Genomic DNA, 21789 nt, shown 5'->3' on the forward strand with positions numbered 1-21789 from the left:
GATTTAGCCAAGCGTTTAAAGGGATAGATAATGAAAGTCATCGCCGTTAACACCCATCTACTTGATTACCAACTCGATACAGCGTTTGAGAGTGCTTCAATGCACTTTTCACGCCGCCAGCACTGCCTGGTCGAAATCATCTGCGATGATGGCACCATCGGCTGGGGCGAGTGCCTGGGGCCCGCTAAACCCAATGCGGCGATCGTCGATGTCTACGCACAATCGCTGATTGGCGAAGATCCACTACAAACCGAAAAAGTGTGGCTAACGCTTTATAACCGCTTGCGCGACCAGGGCCAGCGCGGCTTAACCGTGACGGCCTTGAGCGGTATTGATATTGCATTATGGGATATCAAAGGTAAGCACTTTGGCGTACCGATCTCCACGCTGTTAGGCGGGCGTTTTCGCGACAGCGTGCGTGCCTACGCCACCGGTTCTTTTCGTCGAGCTGGCGTTGATCGGGTAACGGATATTGCCGCTGAAGTGGCTGGCTACCGCCGCGAAGGCTTTCATGCCGTCAAGATCAAAATCGGCTTTGATGTCGAAGAAGACTTGGCGGTGATTGCTGCCGTCCGCGAGGCCATTGGTCCTGATATGCGCATGATGATCGACGCCAATCACGGTTACGACTACCTGGAAGCGATCGAAGTGGGTAAGCGCGCCGCGCCCTTTGGTATCGACTGGTTTGAAGAGCCGGTCTTGCCCGAGCAAATTGCCACCTACGAAGCGGTTCGGGACGGTCAGCCAATACCTGTTGCCAGTGGTGAAAACTGGCACGGTCGCTATGCCATGCATGAGCCGTTGGCCCGGCGAGCGGTGGACATTGTGCAGCCGGATATTTGTGGCGTAGGTGGTTTTAGCGAAATACGCCGGGTGGCTGATATGGCAGCCATGCACGGCGTGCGCCTGGTGCCCCATGTATGGGGTACCGCGGTATGTTTGGCAGCCAGCCTGCAGTTTATGGCCGCGCTGCCGCCCAACCCGCCACGCCGCAACCCGATCGAACCGATCATGGAGTTTGACCGCACCGAAAACCCCTTCCGCCAGGCCGTCGTGCAAACGCCCCTTGAACATCACCAGGGCGTAATGACGATTCCCGACGGCCCAGGGTTGGGCATTGAAATTAACCGCGATGCGCTATCCACCTACGCACTTAGGGAGAAATAATGGTGTCTATCCCCGCTAATACTCGGCCACTAACAGGGACGCCGCCTGCTTTGAAGGCGCCCGCAGGGGCAACAGATTGCCACGTTCACTTGTATCTATCTGGCTTTGATGCGCAGCCGGGGGGCCCTAAAATCCCTGAGTTGGCAACGGTCGCTGACTACCGAAAACTTCAACAGTGGCTCTCACTAGAGCGTGTTGTGGTGACCCAACCTAACGCCTATCAGTTTGATAACCGTGCAATTTTACAAGGCGTGGCGGAAATAGGGCAGGAACATGCCCGTGCAATTGTAGCGGTAGCGCCGGATGCTTCCGAATCGCAAATCGACGCGTTTCACACTCAAGGGGCACGCGGCGCCAGAATCATGCAGTTGCCCGGCGGTGCTGTGGGAATAGATCGGTTGGCGGAGGTTGAAGCACGGATAAAAGGTTTCGGCTGGCACTTAATGGTGCAGTTTAATGGCCGTGAGCTTGATGACCATGTGGCCACGCTAAAAGCGATCGAAACCGATTACATCATTGATCATATCGGCAAGTTTATGCCGCCGGTAGCCGCTGACGATCATCGCGTTGACCAGCTGCTTAGCTTGCTGGATCGCGGCAATGCGTGGATAAAAATCTGCGCAGGCTATGAAGCCAGCCTCACCGGCGGGCCGGATTATACCGATGTGGGGCCCATTGCTAAACGGCTCATTCAGCACGCCCCCGAGCGTATTATTTGGGGAACCAACTGGCCGCATGTCGGCGTGCCCAGGGAGCAATTCCCCAACGATGCCGAACAATTGGACGTTTTGCTGCATTGGGCCGATGAAAGCACCCGCCAAAAGATTTTGGTGGATAACCCCGCAGCGCTATACGGCTTTTAAAACAGCTCTGTATTTAATGACTTTTACAAAAGAATAAGGAGTGAGTATGTTAAATCGTATTCTAGTGACCGGTGCGGCCGGTGGCCTAGGTAAAAGCCTGCGTCCCCATCTATCACAACTCGCCAAGCATGTTCGCCTCTCCGATATTGCGGATTTAGGCACCGCTGGAGAGGGCGAGGAGCTGGTTCAAGCCGATCTTAGCGACATGAACGCTGTTGCAGACTTGGTACGCGATTGCGATGGCATCGTTCACTTGGGCGGTATGTCAGTAGAAAGTCCCTGGAAGGCCATTTTGCAGGCCAACATTATGGGCACTTATCACCTTTATGAGGCGGCCCGCAAACAGGGTAAACCGCGGATTGTGTTTGCCAGTTCCAACCACACCATCGGCTTTTACGAGCGCAATCAGCGGATAGACACCCAGGTAGTGCAAAAGCCCGATTCGCTGTATGGCGTGTCCAAGTGCTTTGGCGAAAATCTCGCCAGCTTGTACCATGATAAATTTGGTGTAGAGACCTTGAGCGTTAGAATTGGCTCCTGCTTCGATAAGCCAGCCGATACTCGCATGATGGCGACGTGGCTGAGTCTGGCGGATTTTGTTAGCCTGTTGCAGCGCGCTTTTGTAACGCCACGTTTAGGCTATACGGTCATCTACGGCGCCTCGGACAATGCTGAAAAGTGGTGGGATAACGCCCATGCAGGCTTTTTGGGCTGGCGGCCCCAAGATACCTCTGAGCCTTGGCGGGAAGAAACCGAACAGCTGGATCGTGATATTGACGGCAGCGATTTAGCGGTACGTTATCAAGGCGGTAAATTCACTAAAATAGGCCACCCTGACGACGTTTAGTGGTGCTTATTAGAGCTAGGTTGTACGATATAATACAACTAGTATTAACTAAGGATAGCTTCCATGGCCAAACCCAGCGCAACGGCATCTGCCCTAAAACCGCTCCAAGTAAATAAAGTGACGCAACAGGGAAGCTTGTCCGTTCACGTGGCCGATCAACTGGAAGCGTTGATCACCCAGGGCAAAGTTGCGGTAGGTGAAAAACTGCCCACCGAGAATAGCCTGTGTGACTCCTTCGGGGTGAGTCGCACGGTGATCCGTGAGGCGATTACCCACCTTAAATCGTTGGGACTAGTTGAAACCCGCCGTGGTGTAGGTACCTCGGTGCTGCGTTCTTCTATGGTAGAAGCACGGCCTGCTGAGCGTATCAATCCGACCACTGTGGAAGATATCCTGCACCTGCTGGAACTCCGCTTAACGTTAGAGCCTGCAGCGGCGGAGCTGGCGGCATTGCGCCATGACGATGAAGATCGCCAACGGCTCGAAGCCCAACATGTTGCCTTTAGCAATGCGTATGCCGCTAAAACCCAAGCGCGCGAAGAGGACTATTTGTTCCACTTTGCGATCGCTACAGCGACTAAAAATCCCTTTTTCCAATCTTTTTACCAGCAGTGGAGCCAGAGTGTGATTCCTCGCGCGAAGCTGCTAAGCATTGATATTAATCCTATCTCCTCTGAGCGCTATCTAGAGCGCGTTCAGGAAGAGCATACCTATATTCTAGAAGCTATTCTTTCTCGTGATGCTCAAGCGGCCCGCGAAACGATGTATCAGCACCTTAATCGGGCGCGCAATACCTATGCCCAATATCGCGACCAGTGATATGACTGACCCTATCCCTATAAAGGAGCGACGTATGACAATTCGAGGCGAAATGCTGATCGGTCAACAAACAGTGACTGGCACCCAGGCCAATATTCAGGCGATTAACCCCGCCACCGGTGAAAAGTTAGATCCCATCTATGTTGGTGGCAGTCGAGCCCACGTTGAGCAGGCCACTGAGCTTGCTGAAACGGCGTATGCGACTTACCGCGAAACGTCCCTCGAAGAACGAGCAACGTTTCTAGAAACTATCGCTAGTGAAATTGAAGCCATTGGCAGCGAGCTGGTTGAACGTGGCATGGCTGAAACCGGCTTACCCCAAGCGCGCATCGAAGGCGAGCGGGGCAGAACCTGCGGGCAACTGCGGTTGTTTGCTTCTGTCGTGCGTGCCGGCGAGTGGCTTGATGTACGCGTCGACCCGGCCATGCCGGACCGTCAGCCGCTGCCCCGCGCAGACCTGCGCCAGCGCCATATTGCCCTGGGCCCAGTAGCCGTATTCGGCGCCAGCAATTTCCCGCTGGCGTTCTCAGTGGCCGGTGGTGATACCGCTTCAGCGCTGGCTGCCGGCTGCCCGGTGGTGGTGAAAGGCCACTCCGCGCACCCGGGTACCTCTGAGTTAGTCGGACAAGCGATTCAAAAAGCCGTAAAAGCCTGCAACTTGCCGGAAGGCGTTTTCTCACTGCTGTTTGGCGCGGGTAATGAAATCGGCCAGGCGCTGGTCGATGACCCGCGCATTCAAGCCGTTGGTTTCACCGGCTCGCGTAGCGGCGGTATGGCGCTAATGAGAACTGCCCAAGCGCGGCCGCAGCCGATCCCGGTTTATGCCGAGATGAGCAGCATTAACCCTGTGTTCTTGCTACCGGCGGCGCTAAAAGCGCGCGGTAAAGAACTGGGTGAAGCCTTTGTCGGCTCGCTCAACATGGGCGCGGGCCAGTTCTGCACCAATCCTGGCCTGGTCATCGCGGAAAAAGGCCCTGAGTTGGATGCCTTCATTGAAGCAGCGCGAGGTGCCGTGGAAGCCAGTGGCGCGCAAACCATGCTAACGCCGGGTATTCACCGCGCTTATCAAGACGGCGTAGCCAGCTTGAGCAGCGCTGACAAGGTGCGTGAAATTGCCCGCGGCCAAACCGGCGGCGACTATCAGTGCCAGACAGGCTTGTTTGCCGCTTCAGCGAGCGATTTCCTAGCATCTGAAGCGCTGCAAGCGGAAGTGTTCGGTGCCAGCTCGTTGATTGTTGAGTGCGCAGATGCGGCGGAAGTAAAACGAGTAGCTGAGCACCTAGAAGGCCAGCTCACCGCCACGCTGCACATGGACGATGCTGACTTGGATGCCGCCAAAGCACTGCTGCCTACGCTTGAGCGTAAGGCTGGGCGTATTCTCGCCAATGGTTGGCCTACCGGCGTTGAGGTGTGCCATGCCATGGTGCACGGCGGCCCATTCCCGGCCACATCCGATTCACGCACAACGTCTGTGGGTTCGGCGGCCATTCACCGCTTCTTACGCCCGGTATGTTACCAGTCCCTGCCTGAAGGCTTGCTGCCCGAAGCGCTTAAAGAGGGTAATCCGCTGAAGGTGTCGCGGTTAGTTGACGGCAAACGCGAGCTATAATCAGCGACTAGCCATTTAAGAAAGAATGAAGCAGGTAATTTTTTACCTGCTTTTTTTATTGCTTTTTTAAAATAATAATTAAAAGAAGAGGGGTAAATAATGCTATGAGTGATGATATTACTATTTCTCTACAAGAAGCCAAAGCGCTGAGCAATAAGGTGCTCACTCATAACGGCTTTAGCCAGCCCCACGCCGATGCGATTACGCGCAGCGTTATGGCGGCCCAGCGTGATGAGTGCCATTCCCACGGTTTATATCGGCTGATTGGCTGTGTCCAAACTGCCTTAAATGGCGGTGTTGATACCCAGGCCGAGCCGACTATCACTGACCAGGCAGCCAGTGTTGTCAAGGTTAACGCCAATCAAGGCTGTTCGCTGCTGTCGTTTGAAATGGGTAAGCCACATTTGATCGAGAAAGCTAAACGCAGCGGGATTGCGGCGCTTGCGATTAATAATAGCTTTCACTTTTCAGCGCTGTGGCCCGAAGTCGAAGCGCTTTCAGCAGAGGGGCTGGTAGCGTTAGCGATGACCCCCAGCCACGCCTTTGTGGCCCCAGCAGGCGGCACTTTGCCCCTCTTGGGCACTAACCCCATCGCTTTCTCATGGCCACGCCCAGGGAGTACGCCCTATACGTTTGATTTTGCCACCAGCGTGGTCGCCCGTGGCGAGATAGAGCTGCATCGGCGAGCGGGTCAATCGATCCCCGAAGGGTGGGCGATTGATAGTGAAGGAAATTCGACGACTGACCCGGTGGCAGCACTCGCTGGCGCTATGTTGCCCTTTGGCAGCTATAAAGGCTCTGCGCTTTCCACCATGGTGGAGCTGTTGGCGGGCCCGCTGATTGGCGACCTGCTGGGCCATGAAACCCAGGCAGCGAATGCCGAGAAAACCGGCAAGCCCTTTCATGGCGAGCTGATCATCGCGATATCGCCGGAGGCTTTTCTGGGCAAGAACACAGCGAATCATCTCGAACATGCGGAAGTCCTTTTCGATAGTATTTTGGGCCAAGGCGCGCGCTTGCCTTCCCAGCGCCGCTTTGAGGCAAGAGAGCGAAGTCGAGCCAATGGTATTACTTTCCCTAAGGCACTGTATGAAGAGCTCAACGCGCTGGCGACTCAATAATTACGTGACCCCTAATACGTTAGGCATTTAATGACGATCCCGCAGCCTCTTCATGGTGTGATTACACCGAGTATTGTGACGATGAAGGGAAGCTACCTATGCTTGAAATATTAGCCATCACCACGCCGATCTTTTTAATTATCGGTATGGGCTTTGTGGCTATGCGCTTGAGGATCATTAACCGAGAGCAGATGCAGGGTGTCGGTAGCTTCGTGATGTACTTTGCGCTACCTGCTCTAGTGATTCGTGCCCTGACGCAAAACCCTCTTGATGAGGTGTTTAACGTAGAGTATTTATTGGCCTATGGATTAGGGTCGGTGTTCATCTTCGCACTGGCTTTATGGCTAGCCGTGTTTATCAAGAAAAAATCGCTGCAAAACGGGGCGATGTTTGCCCTGGGGATGTCAGCCTCCAATAGCGCTTTCACCGGCTATCCCGTTGCAGCGATGGTAATGGGGCCGCCGGCAGTCACCTTTATGACCTTAAGTATGATTATTGAAAACCTGCTGATCATACCTGGTGCGTTAATCCTGGCGGAGATGGGGCGCCAGTCGGGTGGTGGTCTATCTAGTACGCTTAAGCAAACGGCTAGCCGACTGATAAAAAACCCTGTCTTGATGGCCATTTCCATCGGTGTCGTGATTGCTATATCGGGCGTTAGTTTGCCGGGCCCAATCACCAAGTCGATTGATATGGTGGCTAACGCGGCAGGGCCGGCGGCGCTGTTTGTCATCGGGGGCGCGATCTACGGCCTTCGGGTGCGCGGCGTTGTTATGGATGTCAGCCAAATCGTGGTGGGTAAGCTCATTCTCCATCCGATGGCCATCGTGCTGGCGTTTTTACTCATGCCCACGTCAGATCCACTGCTGCTTGCAGGAGCGATTCTCTTCGCCGCTGCCCCCATGGCGAGTATCTATCCGCTGTTAGGCCAGCGTTACGGTATGGCAGACATTGCCGCAGGCGCATTAATGACCGCTACCCTGGCGTCTTTTGTGACGTTCAGTGTGGTGATTGGGTTAATGACTTATTTCGGATTGCTCGCACAATAGCCGCTTTTTAATGCGCTTTTTATTTGGGGGCTGGTTTAAAAGCTGACTAGACTCGGTTTGAGGCTTCACTTATAGCAAGCCAGCTTAGCACTCTAGGTCAGTGTGCTGTTCTGGGTTCTCTAAGTGCCCGGGTGTGAACAAAAATCAAACTGGAGAGCATTCTCATGGAGACCCTCGAAGTAATTATTGCCCCCCTGCGTGATGGTCTCTATGCCATCATGATGCCCGTCAGTAACTTTATCTGGAGCTACATACTTGTCTATCTGCTGCTAGGCGCTGGCTTGCTGTTTACCATAATGACTCGGGGTATGCAGTTTCGATTGTTTAGGCACATGGCCTACGTCACGTTTACCGCCCGCGGCGCTGGCGAAGGCATTAGCGGCTTTCAGGCATTTGCCACCTCCATGGCGGCACGGGTCGGCACCGGGAATCTAGCCGGGGTGGCCCTGGCGTTGTGGATTGGCGGGCCGGGGGCTATTTTCTGGATGTGGGTCACTGCGCTGCTGGGTTTCGCTACGGCATTTATCGAATCGACCCTGGCCCAGGTATATAAGCATCGCAACGAGGATGGCGTATTTCGCGGCGGCCCCGCCTACTACATTGAACGCTGCCTGGGGTGGCGCTGGCTCGGCGGGCTGTTCGCGGTGTTTCTGATCATTGCTTACGGCTTAGCGTTTAACGCCGCCCAATCCAATACCATTGCGCAAGGTATGAACGGCGCCTTTGGCATACCCAATTGGCTTACCGGCGTGGTGATTGCCATACTGGCAGGCTCGGTTATTTATGGCGGTCTCAAATCGGTGGCGCGCACCGCTGAGAAGATCGTCCCGGCAATGGCGATTGCGTATCTGCTAGTCGCGCTATGGATCCTGTTGACGAATCTGCCAGCAGTGCCCGATATGCTCTCGCTGATAGTGATGAGCGCCTTTGGCCTTGGCCCTGCGGTGGGTGGTGCCGCGGGCTACGCGATTAAAGCGGCGATGGAAAATGGCGTCAAGCGCGGCCTGTTTTCCAATGAAGCTGGCATGGGCTCAACGCCTAATGCGGCGGCCCAAGCGACGGTCAAGCACCCTGCGGCCCAGGGGTTAGTGCAGTCATTTGGGGTATTCGTCGATACCATCGTGATCTGTAGCTGTACGGCGGTGGTGATTCTGCTTTCCGGGGTTTATGAGCGGCTGATGTCGGAGTCGCCGGGAGACAGTATCGAAGGTATTCAACTCACCCAGGATGCCATGGTCGACCACTTAGGTGGTTTTGGGGAAATATTTATCGCCTTGGCGATTCTGTTTTTTGCCTTTACGTCTATCTTGGCCAACTTCTCGTTCTCGTCGGTGAATATCGAATTCCTGTTCCGCCGCCACGCCAAGAAAGCGGTCAGCGTGTTCAAGGTGATTATTATCGCCATGGTGCTGTTAGGTTCCGTCGCGGAGCTAAGCGTGGTCTGGGACTTTGCCGACTTGGCTATGGGGCTAATGGCGACCACTAACTTATTTGCCATTCTGATCATGGGGCCAATTGCCGTAGCCGTACTGAAAGATTATGAGCGTCAGCGCCGCGACGGTATTAAAGAGCCGATATTTGATCCGGCCATTCTTAAACGTCCTGAGCTGGTGGACGCGGATGTATGGCCAGTGAAAGAGGCAAAATCAGTCAGAGAATCAAATTAGTAGTGAACGATAGCGGCCTTGTTGTAGCGGCTTGTCAGTAGCCACTTCAGGGCCGCTTTTACTAATGCTTCTCCACCAACAGACCACAGGAGGGCGCTGCCCAGCGGGTATTGGCGGTAAACACTACGTCGCATACCACGGGAGAGTAGTAGCGGCGCACCTCGTCATCGATGCGTGCTCTGAGTAAATCCTGGGTGGAGACTGAAATGTCGGATGCGTCGGGCAGTACCACATGCACGATGACATACAGCAGGCGACCGGGGCGCACCATACGCACGCGCACTTCTTGGGTGTCAGTGTCCGCCAGGGCATTGGCCACAGCTTGGCGCACAGGTGTCGCGGTAGCTTCTTCAGGTGTTTTGTTAAGCAGTTCCTGCAGTGCTTGGGAAGCCATGCGCACCGGCACGCCCAAACACAGCACCACCACCGCAATGACTAGCACCGAATCCACGTAGGGCAGAAGTGTCTGCCAGCCTAGGCGCTCAAACAGCATCACCAGGCAAAAGGCGGCGAGTACGGCGGCAGAGATGACGCTGTTGACTAGCCAGTTGAGTTTGTCTGCCGCCACCAGTGGGCTGCTTACGTGGCGCTGGCTGCGGTGCATTACCCAGGCGGTAAGTGAACACGCCGCGGTAGCGAATAGCGCGTACAGCACCGCCAAACCTGCCGCTATCTCACGGCCGCCGGTAAGTAGGGCGGCAATCGCATCGACCAAGGCAAAAATAGACACGCCTAAAATAAGCAGCCCTTTGCACAGATTCACCAGCGACTCAAAATAGCTATAGCCGAACGGGTAGGATTCGCTATCGGGGCGGCTGGCTAATTTGCTCACCTTAATCGTCACCAGGGCAACGCCGAAATAGATCAGATTGAACAGCCCATCCAGCAGGATCGCTTGGGAGTTGGAGGCCAAGGTGGCGGCGATACCCGCACAGCCGATTAGCAGCGCCATAAAGGCGGAAAATGCCAACGTACTTGATTCAGTTTTCACGAACTTTTCTGCTCCACGGCGCACATAGGAAATATAACTGGTCAGCATAGCAACTTTGTTAGCGACTTATCGAATGCTGGTAGCTCATGCCTGTGTTGGTTGAGCCACCTTGGTAAGCCTTTGCAGTTGTACTAGCCTTAAATGGCATATACATAATTAACGTTAGCCAAATAGGAGGGGTAGACGATGCCAATGTTGAGCGTAGGAACGCAGAACGGTACGCCCGTTGAGCTTTATTACGAAATGCATGGGGCCGGTAAGCCGGTAGTGCTCATCCATGGTTGGCCACTCAGCGGTCGTTCCTGGGAAAAGCAGGTATCCGCACTGGTTGAGGCGGGCTATAAAGTGGTCACTTACGACCGCCGTGGCTTTGGCTGGTCTACTCAACCTTACGGTGGTTATGACTACGATACCTTGGCAACCGACCTAAAAAAGCTGATTGAAACGCTCGACCTGAACGATGTTACTTTAGTGGGTTTCTCCATGGGCGGTGGTGAAGTGGCACGCTACCTTTCCACCTACGGCACGGCACGAGTCCTAAAAGCCGTTTTTGCCGCAGCGGTGCCGCCCTATCTGTATAAATCCGATGATAACCCCGAAGGTGGTCTGGATGATGCCACGGTTAATCAGTTTCTAGACGGTGTAAAAGGTGACCGCATCGCCTTTCTAGAAGAGTTTACCAAGAGCTTCTTTTCCGCAGACGAACGCAGCGATTTAATCAGCGAGCCGAACCGCCAATATCACCGTGATATTGCGGCGTTTGCTTCACCGCAGGCAACCTACGAGTGTATTAAATCGTTCAGCTATACTGATTTTCGCAACGACCTGCCTAGCATCAATGTGCCGACATTAGTGCTGCATGGTGATTCAGACGGCATTGTGCCCTTTGAAATCAGCGGCAAGCGAGCCCAGGAGTTACTGCCCAATGCCCAAACGCATGTGATTAAAGGCGGCCCGCATGCCATCAATGCCACCCATGCCGAGGAGTTTAATCACGCGCTGATTAAGTTTTTGGATGAATAGCCATCTTGATGAGCAATCGTGTTAATAGATAACGTCTGAGAGTTACTGCTTGCTAACGACAACGCCGCCATAATAAAGGCGGCGTTGTCGGTTTATTGAGGTTAATTAATGTGGTTACCTTTCTACCCACACTTCATCACCTTTAAATTCGACCTTCCAGGTACGCAGTTTAACGTCTTCATCCTCTAAACATTGGCCGTCTTCAAGGCGGAAGTGCTGCTTGTAGATAGGCGAGGCGACGACTGCCGCGCCTTTAAGGTCACCAACGATTCCCCGAGCAATCACGTTAGCGTTTGAGAAAGGGTCATGGTGGTCAAGCGCATAGAGCGCATCGGCCTGCCCTTGTCCCGTCCCTGGCAAGTAGAAAATGGCGACCTGAGCGGGGCCATCGGAGGTTTCCAGCCAGGCGGCGACGCCGGAGAACGCGACCAGATCAGCTTTGGTGCAGACTTTTTGCCAGGTCGTGTTGTTTTCAGAAGCGTGGTTTTCAAATGTCTCGCTGTCTTGAGAATCCGCCATATCCATCTCTTTTTTCAGTGCCGTTGCGGTCATGAGTCGTTGCCTCGTTTTTATTCAGAGTCAGTTAACACATCAATCAAGCAGGCCGAAGCTGGCCACGTTCACTGGTCATGATGATTGACGGGTCCGGGCGGTCGTCGTTGACGAAGCTGCGGAAGCGTTTGAGTTTTTCCGGGTCGCTAATGGCGTCTGCCCATTCGCACTGGTAGGTATCCACCACGGTTTGCATCTGGCGCTCTAGCTCGTCGTTGATGCCTAGGCTGTCTTCCAGAATCACCTCTTTGAGGTACTCCAGGCCGCCGTCAAGGTTTTCGCGCCATACCGAGGTGCGCTGCAAACGGTCGGCAGTGCGCACGTAAAACATCAAGAAGCGGTCAATGGTGCGGTAGAGCTGCTCGTCGTCCAGGTCGGTGGCGAACAGTTCTGCGTGGCGGGGGCGCATGCCGCCGTTACCGCAAACGTAGAGGTTCCAGCCGTTTTCGGTAGCGATAATGCCGATGTCTTTGCTCTGAGCTTCGGCGCACTCGCGGGTGCAGCCAGAAACGCCAAACTTGATTTTGTGCGGCGAACGCAGCCCCTTGTAGCGGTTCTCTAACTGAATCGCCATGCCGACGCTGTCCTGCACGCCGTAGCGGCACCAGGTGCTGCCTACGCAGGATTTCACCGTGCGCAGCGATTTACCGTAGGCGTGCCCGGTCTCGAAGCCTGCGGCAATCAACTCGCCCCAGATATCCGGCAGGTCTTCCAGGCGGGCGCCGAAAAGGTCAATACGTTGGCCGCCGGTAACTTTGGAGTAGAGGCTGTATTTTTTGGCCACTTCGCCGAGCACGATGAGTTTGTCAGGGGTAATCTCGCCGCCGGCAACACGCGGCACTACTGAGTAGGTGCCGTTTTTCTGCATGTTGGCCATAAAGGTGTCGTTGGTATCCTGCAGGGGAATATGCGCCGCGTCGGTGATCGGCTCATTGAAGCAGGAAGCCAGAATCGACGCCACGGCGGGTTTGCAGATATCACAGCCCAGGCGGTGAGTGTCGGCGTTGCCATGCTTTTCAATCAAGTCAGTGAAGGTTTTAATGCCTTCCACGCGCACAATGTCGTAAAGCCCCTGGCGGGTATGGGCGAAGTGTTCGCAAATCGACTTGTCGACCTCGACGCCGCGGGCCTCCAGCTCGTGGTCCACCACGCTTTTGAGCAATGCCGTGCAGCCGCCGCAGCCGGTGCTGGCCTTGGTGACACCTTTGACACCACCTAGATCTACAGCGCCGTCGTCAATGGTGGCACAAATATCGCCCTTGGTGACGTTGTGGCAAGAGCAGATGGTGGCGGTTTCCGGCAGCGCGCCAGGGCCGAGCGTGGGCGCAGCGCCGCTGCTTTGCGGCAGAATCAGCGAGGCGGGCTCGTCGGGTAGCTCAATGCCGTTGGCATAGTATTGCAGCAGGGTGTCGTAAACGCCGTTATCGCCCACCAGCATCGCGCCAAGCAGTTTTTTACCATCGCTGGAGACTACCAGCTTGCGGTACTCCTGCTTGATGGGGTCGAGGTAGCGGAACATGCGTGCGCCGGGGTTCTGGTTGCCATGGGCGTCACCAATCGAGCCCACATCCACCCCCAGCAGCTTGAGCTTGGTGCTCATGTCCGCGCCGCCAAACTGAGTGTCGCCCCCGGTTAGCGTCGAAAACGCGGCTTTGGCCATTTGATAGCCGGGGGCCACCAGGCCAAAAATGCTCTGGTTCCACAGCGCCACTTCGCCAATCGCTAAAATGGCCGGGTCGCTGGTCAAACACTGATTATCCACTACCACGCCGCCGCGTTCGCCAATTTCCAGGCCGCAGTCACGGGCTAACTGGTCGCGGGGGCGAATACCTGCTGAGAACACAATCAGGTCGGTTTCCAACATTTTGTCGTCTTGGAAGACCATGCGGTGGCGGCTAGACTCGCCATCTTCAATGCGCTGTGTGGCGCGCTCGGTGAGTACCTGTACGCCCAGGGCTTCAATTTTTTCGCGCAGCAGCTCGCCGCCTTCGTTATCCACCTGCATCGGCATCAGGCGTGCCGCGAACTCTACCACGGCAGTATCCAGATTCAGGCCGCGCAGCGCGTTAGCCGCTTCCAAGCCCAGCAGGCCGCCGCCGACGACTACGCCGGTGGTGGCGTTTTCGGCAGCGGCTTGAATGGCGTCTAAATCGTCCAGGGTGCGGTACACCAAACAACCATCGCGGTCGTTACCAGGAATCGGCGGTACAAAGGGAAAGGAGCCGGTTGCCAGTACTACGCGGTCATACGGGTAGCGGCCCTGGTCGGTCACGACTTCGTTTGCGCTGCGATCTATCTCGATCACGGCTTCGCCAGTGCGCAGTTCCACACCGCTTACGGCGTAGTAATCCGCTTCGCAAAGCGCTAGCGAATCGGCATCGCGGCCGCTGAAATACTCAGATAGATGCACACGGTCATAGGCGCGGTGGGGCTCTTCGCCAAATACGGTGACCTGATAACGCTCCAGGGCACCGTTATCGACGAGCTGCTCGACCAAGTGGTGACCGACCATGCCGTTACCAATGATGATTAACTGCTCTGTGGTTGCCGTTTTTTGGGTAGACATGCTTTTAATAGACATTATGCCGCCTCTGAAGTCGATAAATCGGGAGTGTCGTTATGCTGGTTAGCTATGGCCACTTGAAGCGCTTCTACATCGGCTGCGCCAAACAGTAGGGCCTGGCGGTAAGCGTTGAGATCGGTCCCCGCGAGCGCCTGCTCGAAGTACCAGGGGCCTTGGCAGGTATCGCCGTAAAGCACCGCGCCTTCAATCTGGCCGTTGCGCAGCAGGAGGCGGCGGTAGTCGCCGCGTTCAAGGTCGTGGTAATTCAATACGTCATGCTCGGCGCTGGCCTCGGTGGGGCCAAAGGCGTAGAGCGCTACGCCGCTGATTTTGAGTTTGGTGGCGCTGGGGGCATCCGCGTAGCCTTGGGTGGCAGAGCCGCATAGCGTCGCGGCAAGCACCTCTACCTGACGCCAGATCGGCTCCACCAGGCCATAGGTGGTGCCATCGAACTGACAGCACTCGCCCAGCGCCGAAATAGCCGGGTCGCTGGTGGTGAGCCATTCATTCACCACGATGGCACGCTGGGTGGTCAGGCCTGCCTGATGACCCAGCTCCGCATTAGGTGTAATCCCCGCGGCGATAATCACGCTGGAGGCATTGATCTGACGGCCATCGGCAAGGTGCAGTTTGGCGACCCGGCCCTGGGCGTCGGCTTCTAACCGCGCTAACTGAGCGCCGGTAATGATCTGCAAACCGCGCTGCGTCAATTCGTCTTCAAGCAGGTGGGCGGCGGTCGCATCTAACTGGCGGTTCATCAACCGCTCGCTGCGCTGGAGCACGCTCACCTTGATATCATCGCCGCGCTTACGCAGCCCTTCGGCGGCTTCAAGACCCAGCAGGCCGCCGCCAATCACCACTGCATCACCGCCCTGTTGAGCGATGTCGGTAAGCGCATCAGCATCCTGCAAGTCGCGAAACCCGTGCACGCCCGCAAGCTCAATACCCGGAACGTCGGGCAGCGCTGGGCGCGAGCCTGTGGCGATGACAAGATGATCGTAAGTAAGCGATCGGCCACTATCGGTAGTTAATGTTTGCTGTGAGCGATCAAGCGCCTCGACCTTTTCACCCAGTATCAGCGTGACGCCCTGTTCGGCATACCACGCCGCATCGCGCAGAGTTAGTGCCTCCTGCTGCATTTCACCGGCCAGCAGTGGCGAAAGCAGAATACGGTTATAGGCAGGGGATGGTTCTGCGCCAATAACCGTGATGCGCTGTGGTCGCGTGGGTTGCTTAACCAGTGATTCCACCAAACGGTGGCTGGCCATACCGTTACCAATAATCACTAGATGGTTATTGGAATGGTCGTTAGGTGAGCACCGGGAAGTGGTTTCCATGGGTGGCTCCTCTGTGTCGTTGCGGCTGCTTGAGCACCAAACAAAAAACGCCCCTGTCTCGCGCCTCTTTGCAAAGAATTGCAAGAGTGCGTAACAGGGGCGTCGTTGCCCGATAGCGTCGTTTTAAACGCGTGACAACCGCCATTGGCTGCCAGCTGATTAAAAACCTTATTCTGTAACAAGCAAGGAACTAGCCAACTGGCTATTCAAGATTATTTATTCAATAACGTCAGATATTTAGAATAATAGAGCAGGTGAGTGGTGATACCCCGCTTCGGGCAAACTGCACAGCGCTGGTGCGAGAAAGGTGCGGACGTGCACTTTCACACACCATTTTGCTTGTACCGAGTGCTGAAAAGCGTGCTGCGCCACCATCTTTTTATTTTTAAATATCTGTTTATTAGCAATAAATTCACAATAGGCTGATTTTAGGCTTGGCTTTTGCAGTTACCTGAGTAATAAGTGAGTTAACAAGGGATAAGCGCTCATTGCTTGGCGATGGCAGCGAACAACTCCAAAGCCGTTAGAAAAATAAGTAGCCGTTAAAAAATGTGTAGCTGTTAGAAAGTCTTCATTTGTTTGAAGAGACTATTGTTAAGAGTAATGCACCGATGAAGGTGCGCTGTGGCAACGACGTCCAGCCTTTTTCTCTTAATGCGTTTATATAGCGCATTAGAGAAGGGTACTGGGCGTTTTTTTATGCCCAATTTATATACGTATATACGGCGTTCAGGTTCGACCCGAGGAGGTGTTATGCGAGGGGCAAAAGCAGGGCAGCAGTCCAAAACGACGCAGCAAGCCAAAACCACATGCCCCTATTGCGGCGTTGGCTGTGGCGTGACGGCAACCGTTGAAGCGGGCACGCTGAGTTCTGTCGAGGGCGACCGCGAGCATCCGGCGAACTTCGGGCGGCTGTGCGTCAAAGGGTCTGCGCTACACGAAACCCTGGGCGAGCAGGGGCGGCTGACTCACCCTCGCGTTGATGGTGTTGAAGTCTCTTGGGACATCGCCTTGAGTACCACTGCCGAACGCTTAAACACCCTGCGCACTGAACATGGCAATCAAACGGTCGCAGCCTACCTTTCTGGTCAGCTGCTCACCGAAGATTACTACGTGGCCAACAAGCTGTTTAAGGGCTTTTTGGGCACGCCCCATTTAGATACCAACTCGCGGCTGTGTATGGCCTCCGCGGTGGCTGGTTACAAGCGCGCCTTCGGTGCCGATGCGGTGCCGTGTAACTACGAGGATTTGGAAGAGGCGGAGTTGATCGTACTGGTGGGCTCCAACCTGGCTTGGAATCACCCGGTACTTTACCAGCGCATTAAAGTCGCTAAAGAACGCAATCCGCTGATGCGTTTAGTGGTGATTGACCCGCGTGTGACCGACAGCTGCGAAATCGCTGATCTCTACCTAGGGATTAAGCCAGGCAGCGATGCTTACCTGTTTAACGGTCTGCTGGCGTGGATGGCACAGCGGCGCAGGCTGGATACTGTCTACCTTGAACGCCACACCGAAGGGTTAGACGATGCTCTGGAGGCGGCCCAGCAAACCGCGGGCTCGGTGGCGGAGGTCGCGGTGGCCTGCGATGTTGACCCCGAGCGCCTGGAAACTTTCTATTACTGGTTCGCCAGCCAGCTGCATGTGGTCACCCTCTACTCACAGGGCGTTAATCAATCCGCCAGCGGCACCGATAAATGCAACGCCATTATTAACTGCCACCTGGCTGGCGGCAAAATCGGTTTGCCGGGGGCAGGGCCGTTTTCTATTACCGGCCAGCCCAATGCCATGGGGGGGCGCGAAGTAGGCGGGCTGGCCAACCAGCTAGCGGCGCACATGGATTACCACACTCCCGGCGCCCGCGAGCTGGTCAGCCGCTTCTGGGCTACCGACAGCCTGATGCCGATTCTGCCGGAAGGGCCGGGTTATAAAGCAGTAGAGCTGTTTGAAGCCGTTGAGCGGGGCGAGATAACAGCGCTGTGGGTGATGGCCACCAATCCCGCGATTAGTCTGCCCGATGCCGCACGGGTGCGCGCTGCGCTGCAAAAGTGCCCGCTGGTAATCGTTTCCGAGTGCGCCGCCCACACCGATCTGCTGCCCTACGCAGATATCGTGCTGCCAGCCTCGGGGTGGTCGGAAAAAGATGGCACCGTGACCAACTCCGAGCGGCGTATTTCTCGCCAGCGGGGCATGCTGCCGCCCCCTGGTGAGGCCCACCATGATTGGTGGATAATCTGCGAGGTGGCGAAACGATTGGGGTTCGCCGAGGCGTTTAACTACGCGCACCCCTGGGAGATTTTCGACGAGCACGCTCGTCTCTCAGGGTTTGAAAACGGGCTTGAAAACGGTGTTGATAACAGCTTGTTGCCCGGCAGCCCGCAGCGGTTGTTTGATATCTCGGGTTTGGTAGGGCTTGGCCGCGAAGGCTACGACGCGCTTTCCCCGATTCAGTGGCCGGTCACAAAGTCTGCAGCGCACGGTACTGCCCGGCTGTTTGAAGATGGCGAGTTTGCCACCGCCAATGGCCGCGCCAAGCTGCTGGCGATCAAGCCCCAAGGGCCTGAACAGGCGCTGAGCGCCGCTTATCCGCTGCGTCTGAACACCGGCCGGATTCGTGATCAGTGGCACACCATGACCCGCACTGCGCGCTCACCGCGGTTAATGAATCACCGCGCCGAACCCTTTATGGATGTTCACCCGGACGACGCCCACACCGCCGGTGTTGTGGATCAAGGGCTGGCGGTGTTAACGGCTGCAAAGGGCGAATTTCGCGCTCGAGTGCGGGTCTCCAGTGCCCAACGCCGCGGTGAGGTCTTCGTGCCCATCCACTGGACCGACTGCTTCACCCAGCAGGCCAGAAGCAGCGCGCTGATCGACAGCATTACCGATCCGCTCTCTGGGCAGCCCGAATCGAAGCACGGCGCCGTGGCGCTGGCGACTCTTGTAACTGATTGGCAGGCGACCCTGCTGGTCGCCGAAGGGGCTGCGGAATCAACGCCTTGGTGCACCAGTGCCTACTGGACACGTATTCCCATGCGCGGCTGCCAGCGCTGGCAGCTTGCTCATACACAGCCGGTTGATGACTGGTTGGCGCAGCTGCAAACGTGGCTGCCCGGCGGCGTATCGGTCGTCAGCCAAGACCCGGCTAACGGACGGCTGCGCGCCGCCTGCGTGGAAAATGGCCAACTGCGCTGGTGGCTGATGGTTGGCTTGCCCAACGAGTTGCCAGGATTGGCGTGGCTGGAAGCGCGTTTTAACGATCTGGCGCTGAGCGACACTCACCGCCGCCGCCTATTGGCAGGCTGCGACGACGGTGCGGCGGATACCGGCCCAATTGTTTGCAGCTGCCACCAAGTAGGTCAAACTACCATTGCCAACGCCATCCGCGAGGGCGATACCAGCGTAGAAGCGTTAGGCGCTCGGCTCGTCTGTGGCACCCAGTGCGGCAGCTGTATTCCCGAATTGAAATCACTTATCGAAGAGGAGCGGCCCAATGCCCGCGCTAAGCACACCCTTACTACAGAAGTGGTTTAACGCCTTTATGCGGCTGTCGCAACGCGCGCTTTCGCCGTTGGCTCGCGATACTTCTAACGTACAGCTGCCGCTGCGAGGCAAGTGCCGCGCCGGGCAGGTTTACTTGGTTGGCGCAGGCAGTGGCGATGTCGAGCTATTAACCCTCAAAGCGGCACGGTTGCTAATGCAGGCGGACGCAGTGGTGTATGACCGTCTCGTCGGCGATGAGGTGCTGGCATTGATTCCGCGCGGTACCGAGCGCTATTACGTAGGCAAAGCCCGTGGCCACCACAGCGTGCCGCAAGCTGAGATCGGCGCCTTGATGGTCAAGCTGGCCAGCGAAGGGAAATCGGTAGTGCGGCTTAAAGGCGGTGACCCGGCGGTGTTTGGGCGGATGGGCGAGGAACTGGATGCCCTAACCGTCGCGGATATTCCCGCTGCCATTGTGCCGGGGATCACCGCGGCCTCTGCCGCCGCGGCCTATATGGGCATTCCGCTAACCGACCGCGGTCATGCCCAGCAGCTGCGCTTTGTGACCGCTCAGCTATGCCGCGAAGGCGGCACCCCGGATTGGACGTCGCTGGCGCGCAAGGGTGAAACCCTGGTGTTTTATATGGGGCTTTCCAAAGTGAGTGCGATATGCCACGGCCTGCGCCAGGCAGGCCTGCCGGATGAATGGCCGATCATGCTGGTAGCCAATGCGAGTAAGCCCGAACAGCAGTCGCTGGTGGGCTCGCTGGCGGATATGCCTGAGAAGCTCGCTACAAACCCTTTGCCATCTCCCTGCTTGATTGTAGTGGGCAGCGTCGTGCAGCGGGTTGCCACCACGCCTGCTGCGGCGACCAACGATGTGTGCTCAGCGCAGGCGATGTATCGCTAACCTATGAACACTATGGCACCAAAAGCGCTGACCGTTTCGCTCGGCCAGCACTCGGATAAAGGGCGCAAACCAAGTAATCAGGATTTTTATGGCGCCTATTTGCCCACCGAACCCCAGCTGTCGACGAAAGGCGTTGCGATCGCGCTAGCGGATGGGATTAGCAGCAGCGAAGTGAGCCGGGAAGCAAGCGAAGCGGCGGTGGGCGGTTTTTTGACAGACTACTACGCCACCCCGGCGACCTGGACCGTTAAAACCTCGGCCCAGCGAGTACTGCAGGCCACCAATGCTTGGCTTTACGCTCAAACCCGGCAAAGTCAGTACCGTTACGACCTGAATCGCGGCTATGTATGCACCTTGAGCGCGATGGTGATTAAGTCCACCACCGCGCACCTGTTTCACGTTGGTGACAGTCGCATTTATCAGCTTACCGGCAATACACTCGAGCCGCTGACCGAGGATCACCGCTTCTGGGCTTCCCAAGAGGTTAGCCATTTAAGCCGCGCCATGGGCGCTGGCCAGCACCTGGAGTTGGATTACCGCACTGTATCGCTCAATACTGACGATGTGTTTTTGCTTGCTACCGACGGGGTGTATGAGTGGCTGACGGACGCCGAAATGGCCGCGCTGATTCAGGCCCACTGGGGCGATTTAGACGCGGCAGCCGAGGCGCTGGTCGCTGCCGCCCTGGAAAAAGGCAGTGATGATAACCTCACCGTGCAGATAGTGCGTATTGATGGGCTACCTGAGCGTCATTCTAATGAGCTTTACGAAGCGCTCAGCGCCTTACCACCACCGCCTGAACTGCGCGCGGGGAGCGAGCTGGACGGCTATCGGATTGTGCGCCAGCTGCATGCCAGCAGCCGCAGCCATGTCTATCTGGCCGAAGAGGTACTAAGCGGCGATAAAGTGGCGCTGAAAACACTCTCAACTGAGTTAAACCAAGACCCGGCGAGCGTCGAGCGGTTCGTGCGCGAAGAGTGGATCGCACGGCGCATCGACAACGTGCATGTACTCAAGGCGCCTGCCCAAGAGCGACCCCGTCACTACCTTTATACCGTGCTTGCGTATATCGAAGGGCAAACCCTAACCCAGTGGATGCGCGACCATCCCGACGCTGATTTAGCCAGCGTACGGCCAATCATCGAGCAGATCGCTAAAGGGCTGCGTGCCTTTCATCGTTTGGAAATGCTGCATCAGGATTTGCGCCCCGACAACGTGATGATTGATAGCCACGGCACGGTGAAGCTAATCGACTTTGGCGCCGCTAAGGTAGCCGGCATCGCCGAAGCGGAGAATGACGGGCAGGCCAGCGGCGATATTCTCGGTACCGCTCAGTACACCGCGCCAGAGTATTTTCTGGGGGAAGGTGGCACTCCCCTGGCGGATCAATATTCCCTGGCGGTGATTACCTATCAGATGCTAACCGGCACGCTGCCTTACGGCACCGAGGTGGCCAAAACCCGCACCCGGGCCGCCCAGCACAAACTGGCCTATCAATCGGCGCTAAGCGAAAACCGCGAACTGCCCGCCTGGGTGGATGGGGTGCTCAAAAAAGCGCTCCACCCCAATCCTCATAAACGCTTTCCTGCGCTTTCGGAGTTTGTCGTTGAGCTGCGCTCGCCAAGCGCTCAGATGATTAAGCGCGCGCAGTTACCGCTGCTGGAACGCGACCCGGCGCTTTTTTGGAAGGGCGTCTCGCTGGTGTTGGCGCTGGTGGTTATCGCTTTGCTAGTACGTTGAAGCACCACCGTTGACCAGGCAACCAAGCATGCAATGGGGTTGAAGTAGGGC

General features: G+C 56.3%; 16 protein-coding genes. 12 read left to right on the top strand and 4 right to left on the bottom strand.

Annotated elements, in window-relative coordinates; genetic code table 11:
• The first annotated feature begins 30 nt into the window (after nucleotides 1–30).
• The 8 genes from RZA33_RS05730 (at nucleotide 31) to RZA33_RS05765 (ending at nucleotide 9142) form a co-directional block, all read left to right on the top strand.
• Entirely contained in the window at nucleotides 31–1167 is a 1137-nt protein-coding gene (locus tag RZA33_RS05730; RefSeq protein ID WP_317506895.1) for a mandelate racemase/muconate lactonizing enzyme family protein, read from the top strand.
• Nucleotides 1167–2030: an amidohydrolase family protein gene (locus RZA33_RS05735; protein ID WP_317506896.1), complete on the top strand. Its 864-nt coding sequence runs from the start codon at nucleotides 1167–1169 to the stop codon at nucleotides 2028–2030. Before RZA33_RS05730 ends, RZA33_RS05735 begins: the two co-directional genes overlap by 1 nt.
• A gap of 46 nt (nucleotides 2031–2076) precedes the next feature.
• A complete protein-coding gene (locus RZA33_RS05740; RefSeq protein WP_317506897.1) occupies nucleotides 2077–2877 on the top strand; it encodes an NAD(P)-dependent oxidoreductase in 801 nt (266 codons plus the stop codon).
• Nucleotides 2878–2940: 63 nt separating this feature from the next.
• Nucleotides 2941–3696, top strand: coding sequence for a FadR/GntR family transcriptional regulator (locus RZA33_RS05745; RefSeq protein ID WP_317506898.1), 756 nt, complete (start codon nucleotides 2941–2943; stop codon nucleotides 3694–3696).
• 34 nt (nucleotides 3697–3730) lie between these two features.
• Nucleotides 3731–5305: an aldehyde dehydrogenase (NADP(+)) gene (locus RZA33_RS05750; protein ID WP_317506899.1), complete on the top strand. Its 1575-nt coding sequence runs from the start codon at nucleotides 3731–3733 to the stop codon at nucleotides 5303–5305.
• Between the two features lie 104 nt (nucleotides 5306–5409).
• Entirely contained in the window at nucleotides 5410–6426 is a 1017-nt protein-coding gene (locus RZA33_RS05755; RefSeq protein WP_317506900.1) for an Ldh family oxidoreductase, read from the top strand.
• A 98-nt stretch (nucleotides 6427–6524) separates the two neighbouring features.
• Nucleotides 6525–7475: an AEC family transporter gene (locus RZA33_RS05760; RefSeq protein ID WP_317506901.1), complete on the top strand. Its 951-nt coding sequence runs from the start codon at nucleotides 6525–6527 to the stop codon at nucleotides 7473–7475.
• Between the two features lie 164 nt (nucleotides 7476–7639).
• The gene (locus RZA33_RS05765; protein ID WP_317506902.1) at nucleotides 7640–9142 is read left to right on the top strand and encodes an alanine/glycine:cation symporter family protein; all 1503 of its coding nucleotides are present in this window, start codon (nucleotides 7640–7642) and stop codon (nucleotides 9140–9142) included.
• 61 nt (nucleotides 9143–9203) lie between these two features.
• Here the strand turns inward: RZA33_RS05765 and RZA33_RS05770 are convergent, their stop codons facing one another.
• Nucleotides 9204–10133: a cation diffusion facilitator family transporter gene (locus RZA33_RS05770; RefSeq protein ID WP_317506903.1), complete on the bottom strand. Its 930-nt coding sequence runs from the start codon at nucleotides 10131–10133 to the stop codon at nucleotides 9204–9206.
• A gap of 186 nt (nucleotides 10134–10319) precedes the next feature.
• Between RZA33_RS05770 and RZA33_RS05775 the strand changes: the two genes are divergently transcribed.
• Nucleotides 10320–11156, top strand: a complete 837-nt coding sequence (locus RZA33_RS05775; RefSeq protein WP_317506904.1) for an alpha/beta hydrolase — start codon at nucleotides 10320–10322, stop codon at nucleotides 11154–11156.
• A 114-nt stretch (nucleotides 11157–11270) separates the two neighbouring features.
• On the opposite strand, the gene nirD is transcribed toward RZA33_RS05775, so the two are convergent.
• Genes nirD through RZA33_RS05790 form a run of 3 tightly spaced genes read right to left on the bottom strand, consistent with a single transcriptional unit; the run spans nucleotide 11271 to nucleotide 15608 of the window.
• Complete coding sequence (gene nirD, locus RZA33_RS05780; RefSeq protein ID WP_317506905.1) at nucleotides 11271–11708, bottom strand: nitrite reductase small subunit NirD; 438 nt, start codon at nucleotides 11706–11708, stop codon at nucleotides 11271–11273.
• A gap of 43 nt (nucleotides 11709–11751) precedes the next feature.
• Nucleotides 11752–14289, bottom strand: a complete 2538-nt coding sequence (gene nirB, locus RZA33_RS05785; RefSeq protein WP_317506906.1) for a nitrite reductase large subunit NirB — start codon at nucleotides 14287–14289, stop codon at nucleotides 11752–11754.
• Entirely contained in the window at nucleotides 14289–15608 is a 1320-nt protein-coding gene (locus RZA33_RS05790; RefSeq protein ID WP_317506907.1) for an NAD(P)/FAD-dependent oxidoreductase, read from the bottom strand. The genes nirB and RZA33_RS05790 overlap by 1 nt, the downstream gene beginning before the upstream one ends.
• 753 nt (nucleotides 15609–16361) lie before the next feature.
• Between RZA33_RS05790 and RZA33_RS05795 the strand changes: the two genes are divergently transcribed.
• The 3 genes from RZA33_RS05795 to RZA33_RS05805 are packed head-to-tail and all read left to right on the top strand — an operon-like array spanning nucleotide 16362 to nucleotide 21738.
• Complete coding sequence (locus tag RZA33_RS05795; RefSeq protein ID WP_317506908.1) at nucleotides 16362–19139, top strand: molybdopterin-dependent oxidoreductase; 2778 nt, start codon at nucleotides 16362–16364, stop codon at nucleotides 19137–19139.
• Entirely contained in the window at nucleotides 19099–19998 is a 900-nt protein-coding gene (gene cobA / locus RZA33_RS05800) for a uroporphyrinogen-III C-methyltransferase (RefSeq protein ID WP_317506909.1), read from the top strand. The genes RZA33_RS05795 and cobA overlap by 41 nt, the downstream gene beginning before the upstream one ends.
• Nucleotides 19999–20010: 12 nt before the next feature.
• The gene (locus RZA33_RS05805; protein ID WP_317506910.1) at nucleotides 20011–21738 is read left to right on the top strand and encodes a bifunctional protein-serine/threonine kinase/phosphatase; all 1728 of its coding nucleotides are present in this window, start codon (nucleotides 20011–20013) and stop codon (nucleotides 21736–21738) included.
• Nucleotides 21739–21789 lie beyond the last annotated feature (51 nt).

Origin of the sequence: Halovibrio sp. HP20-59 (assembly GCF_033052795.2) — a bacterium.
GTDB lineage: Bacteria > Pseudomonadota > Gammaproteobacteria > Pseudomonadales > Halomonadaceae > Vreelandella.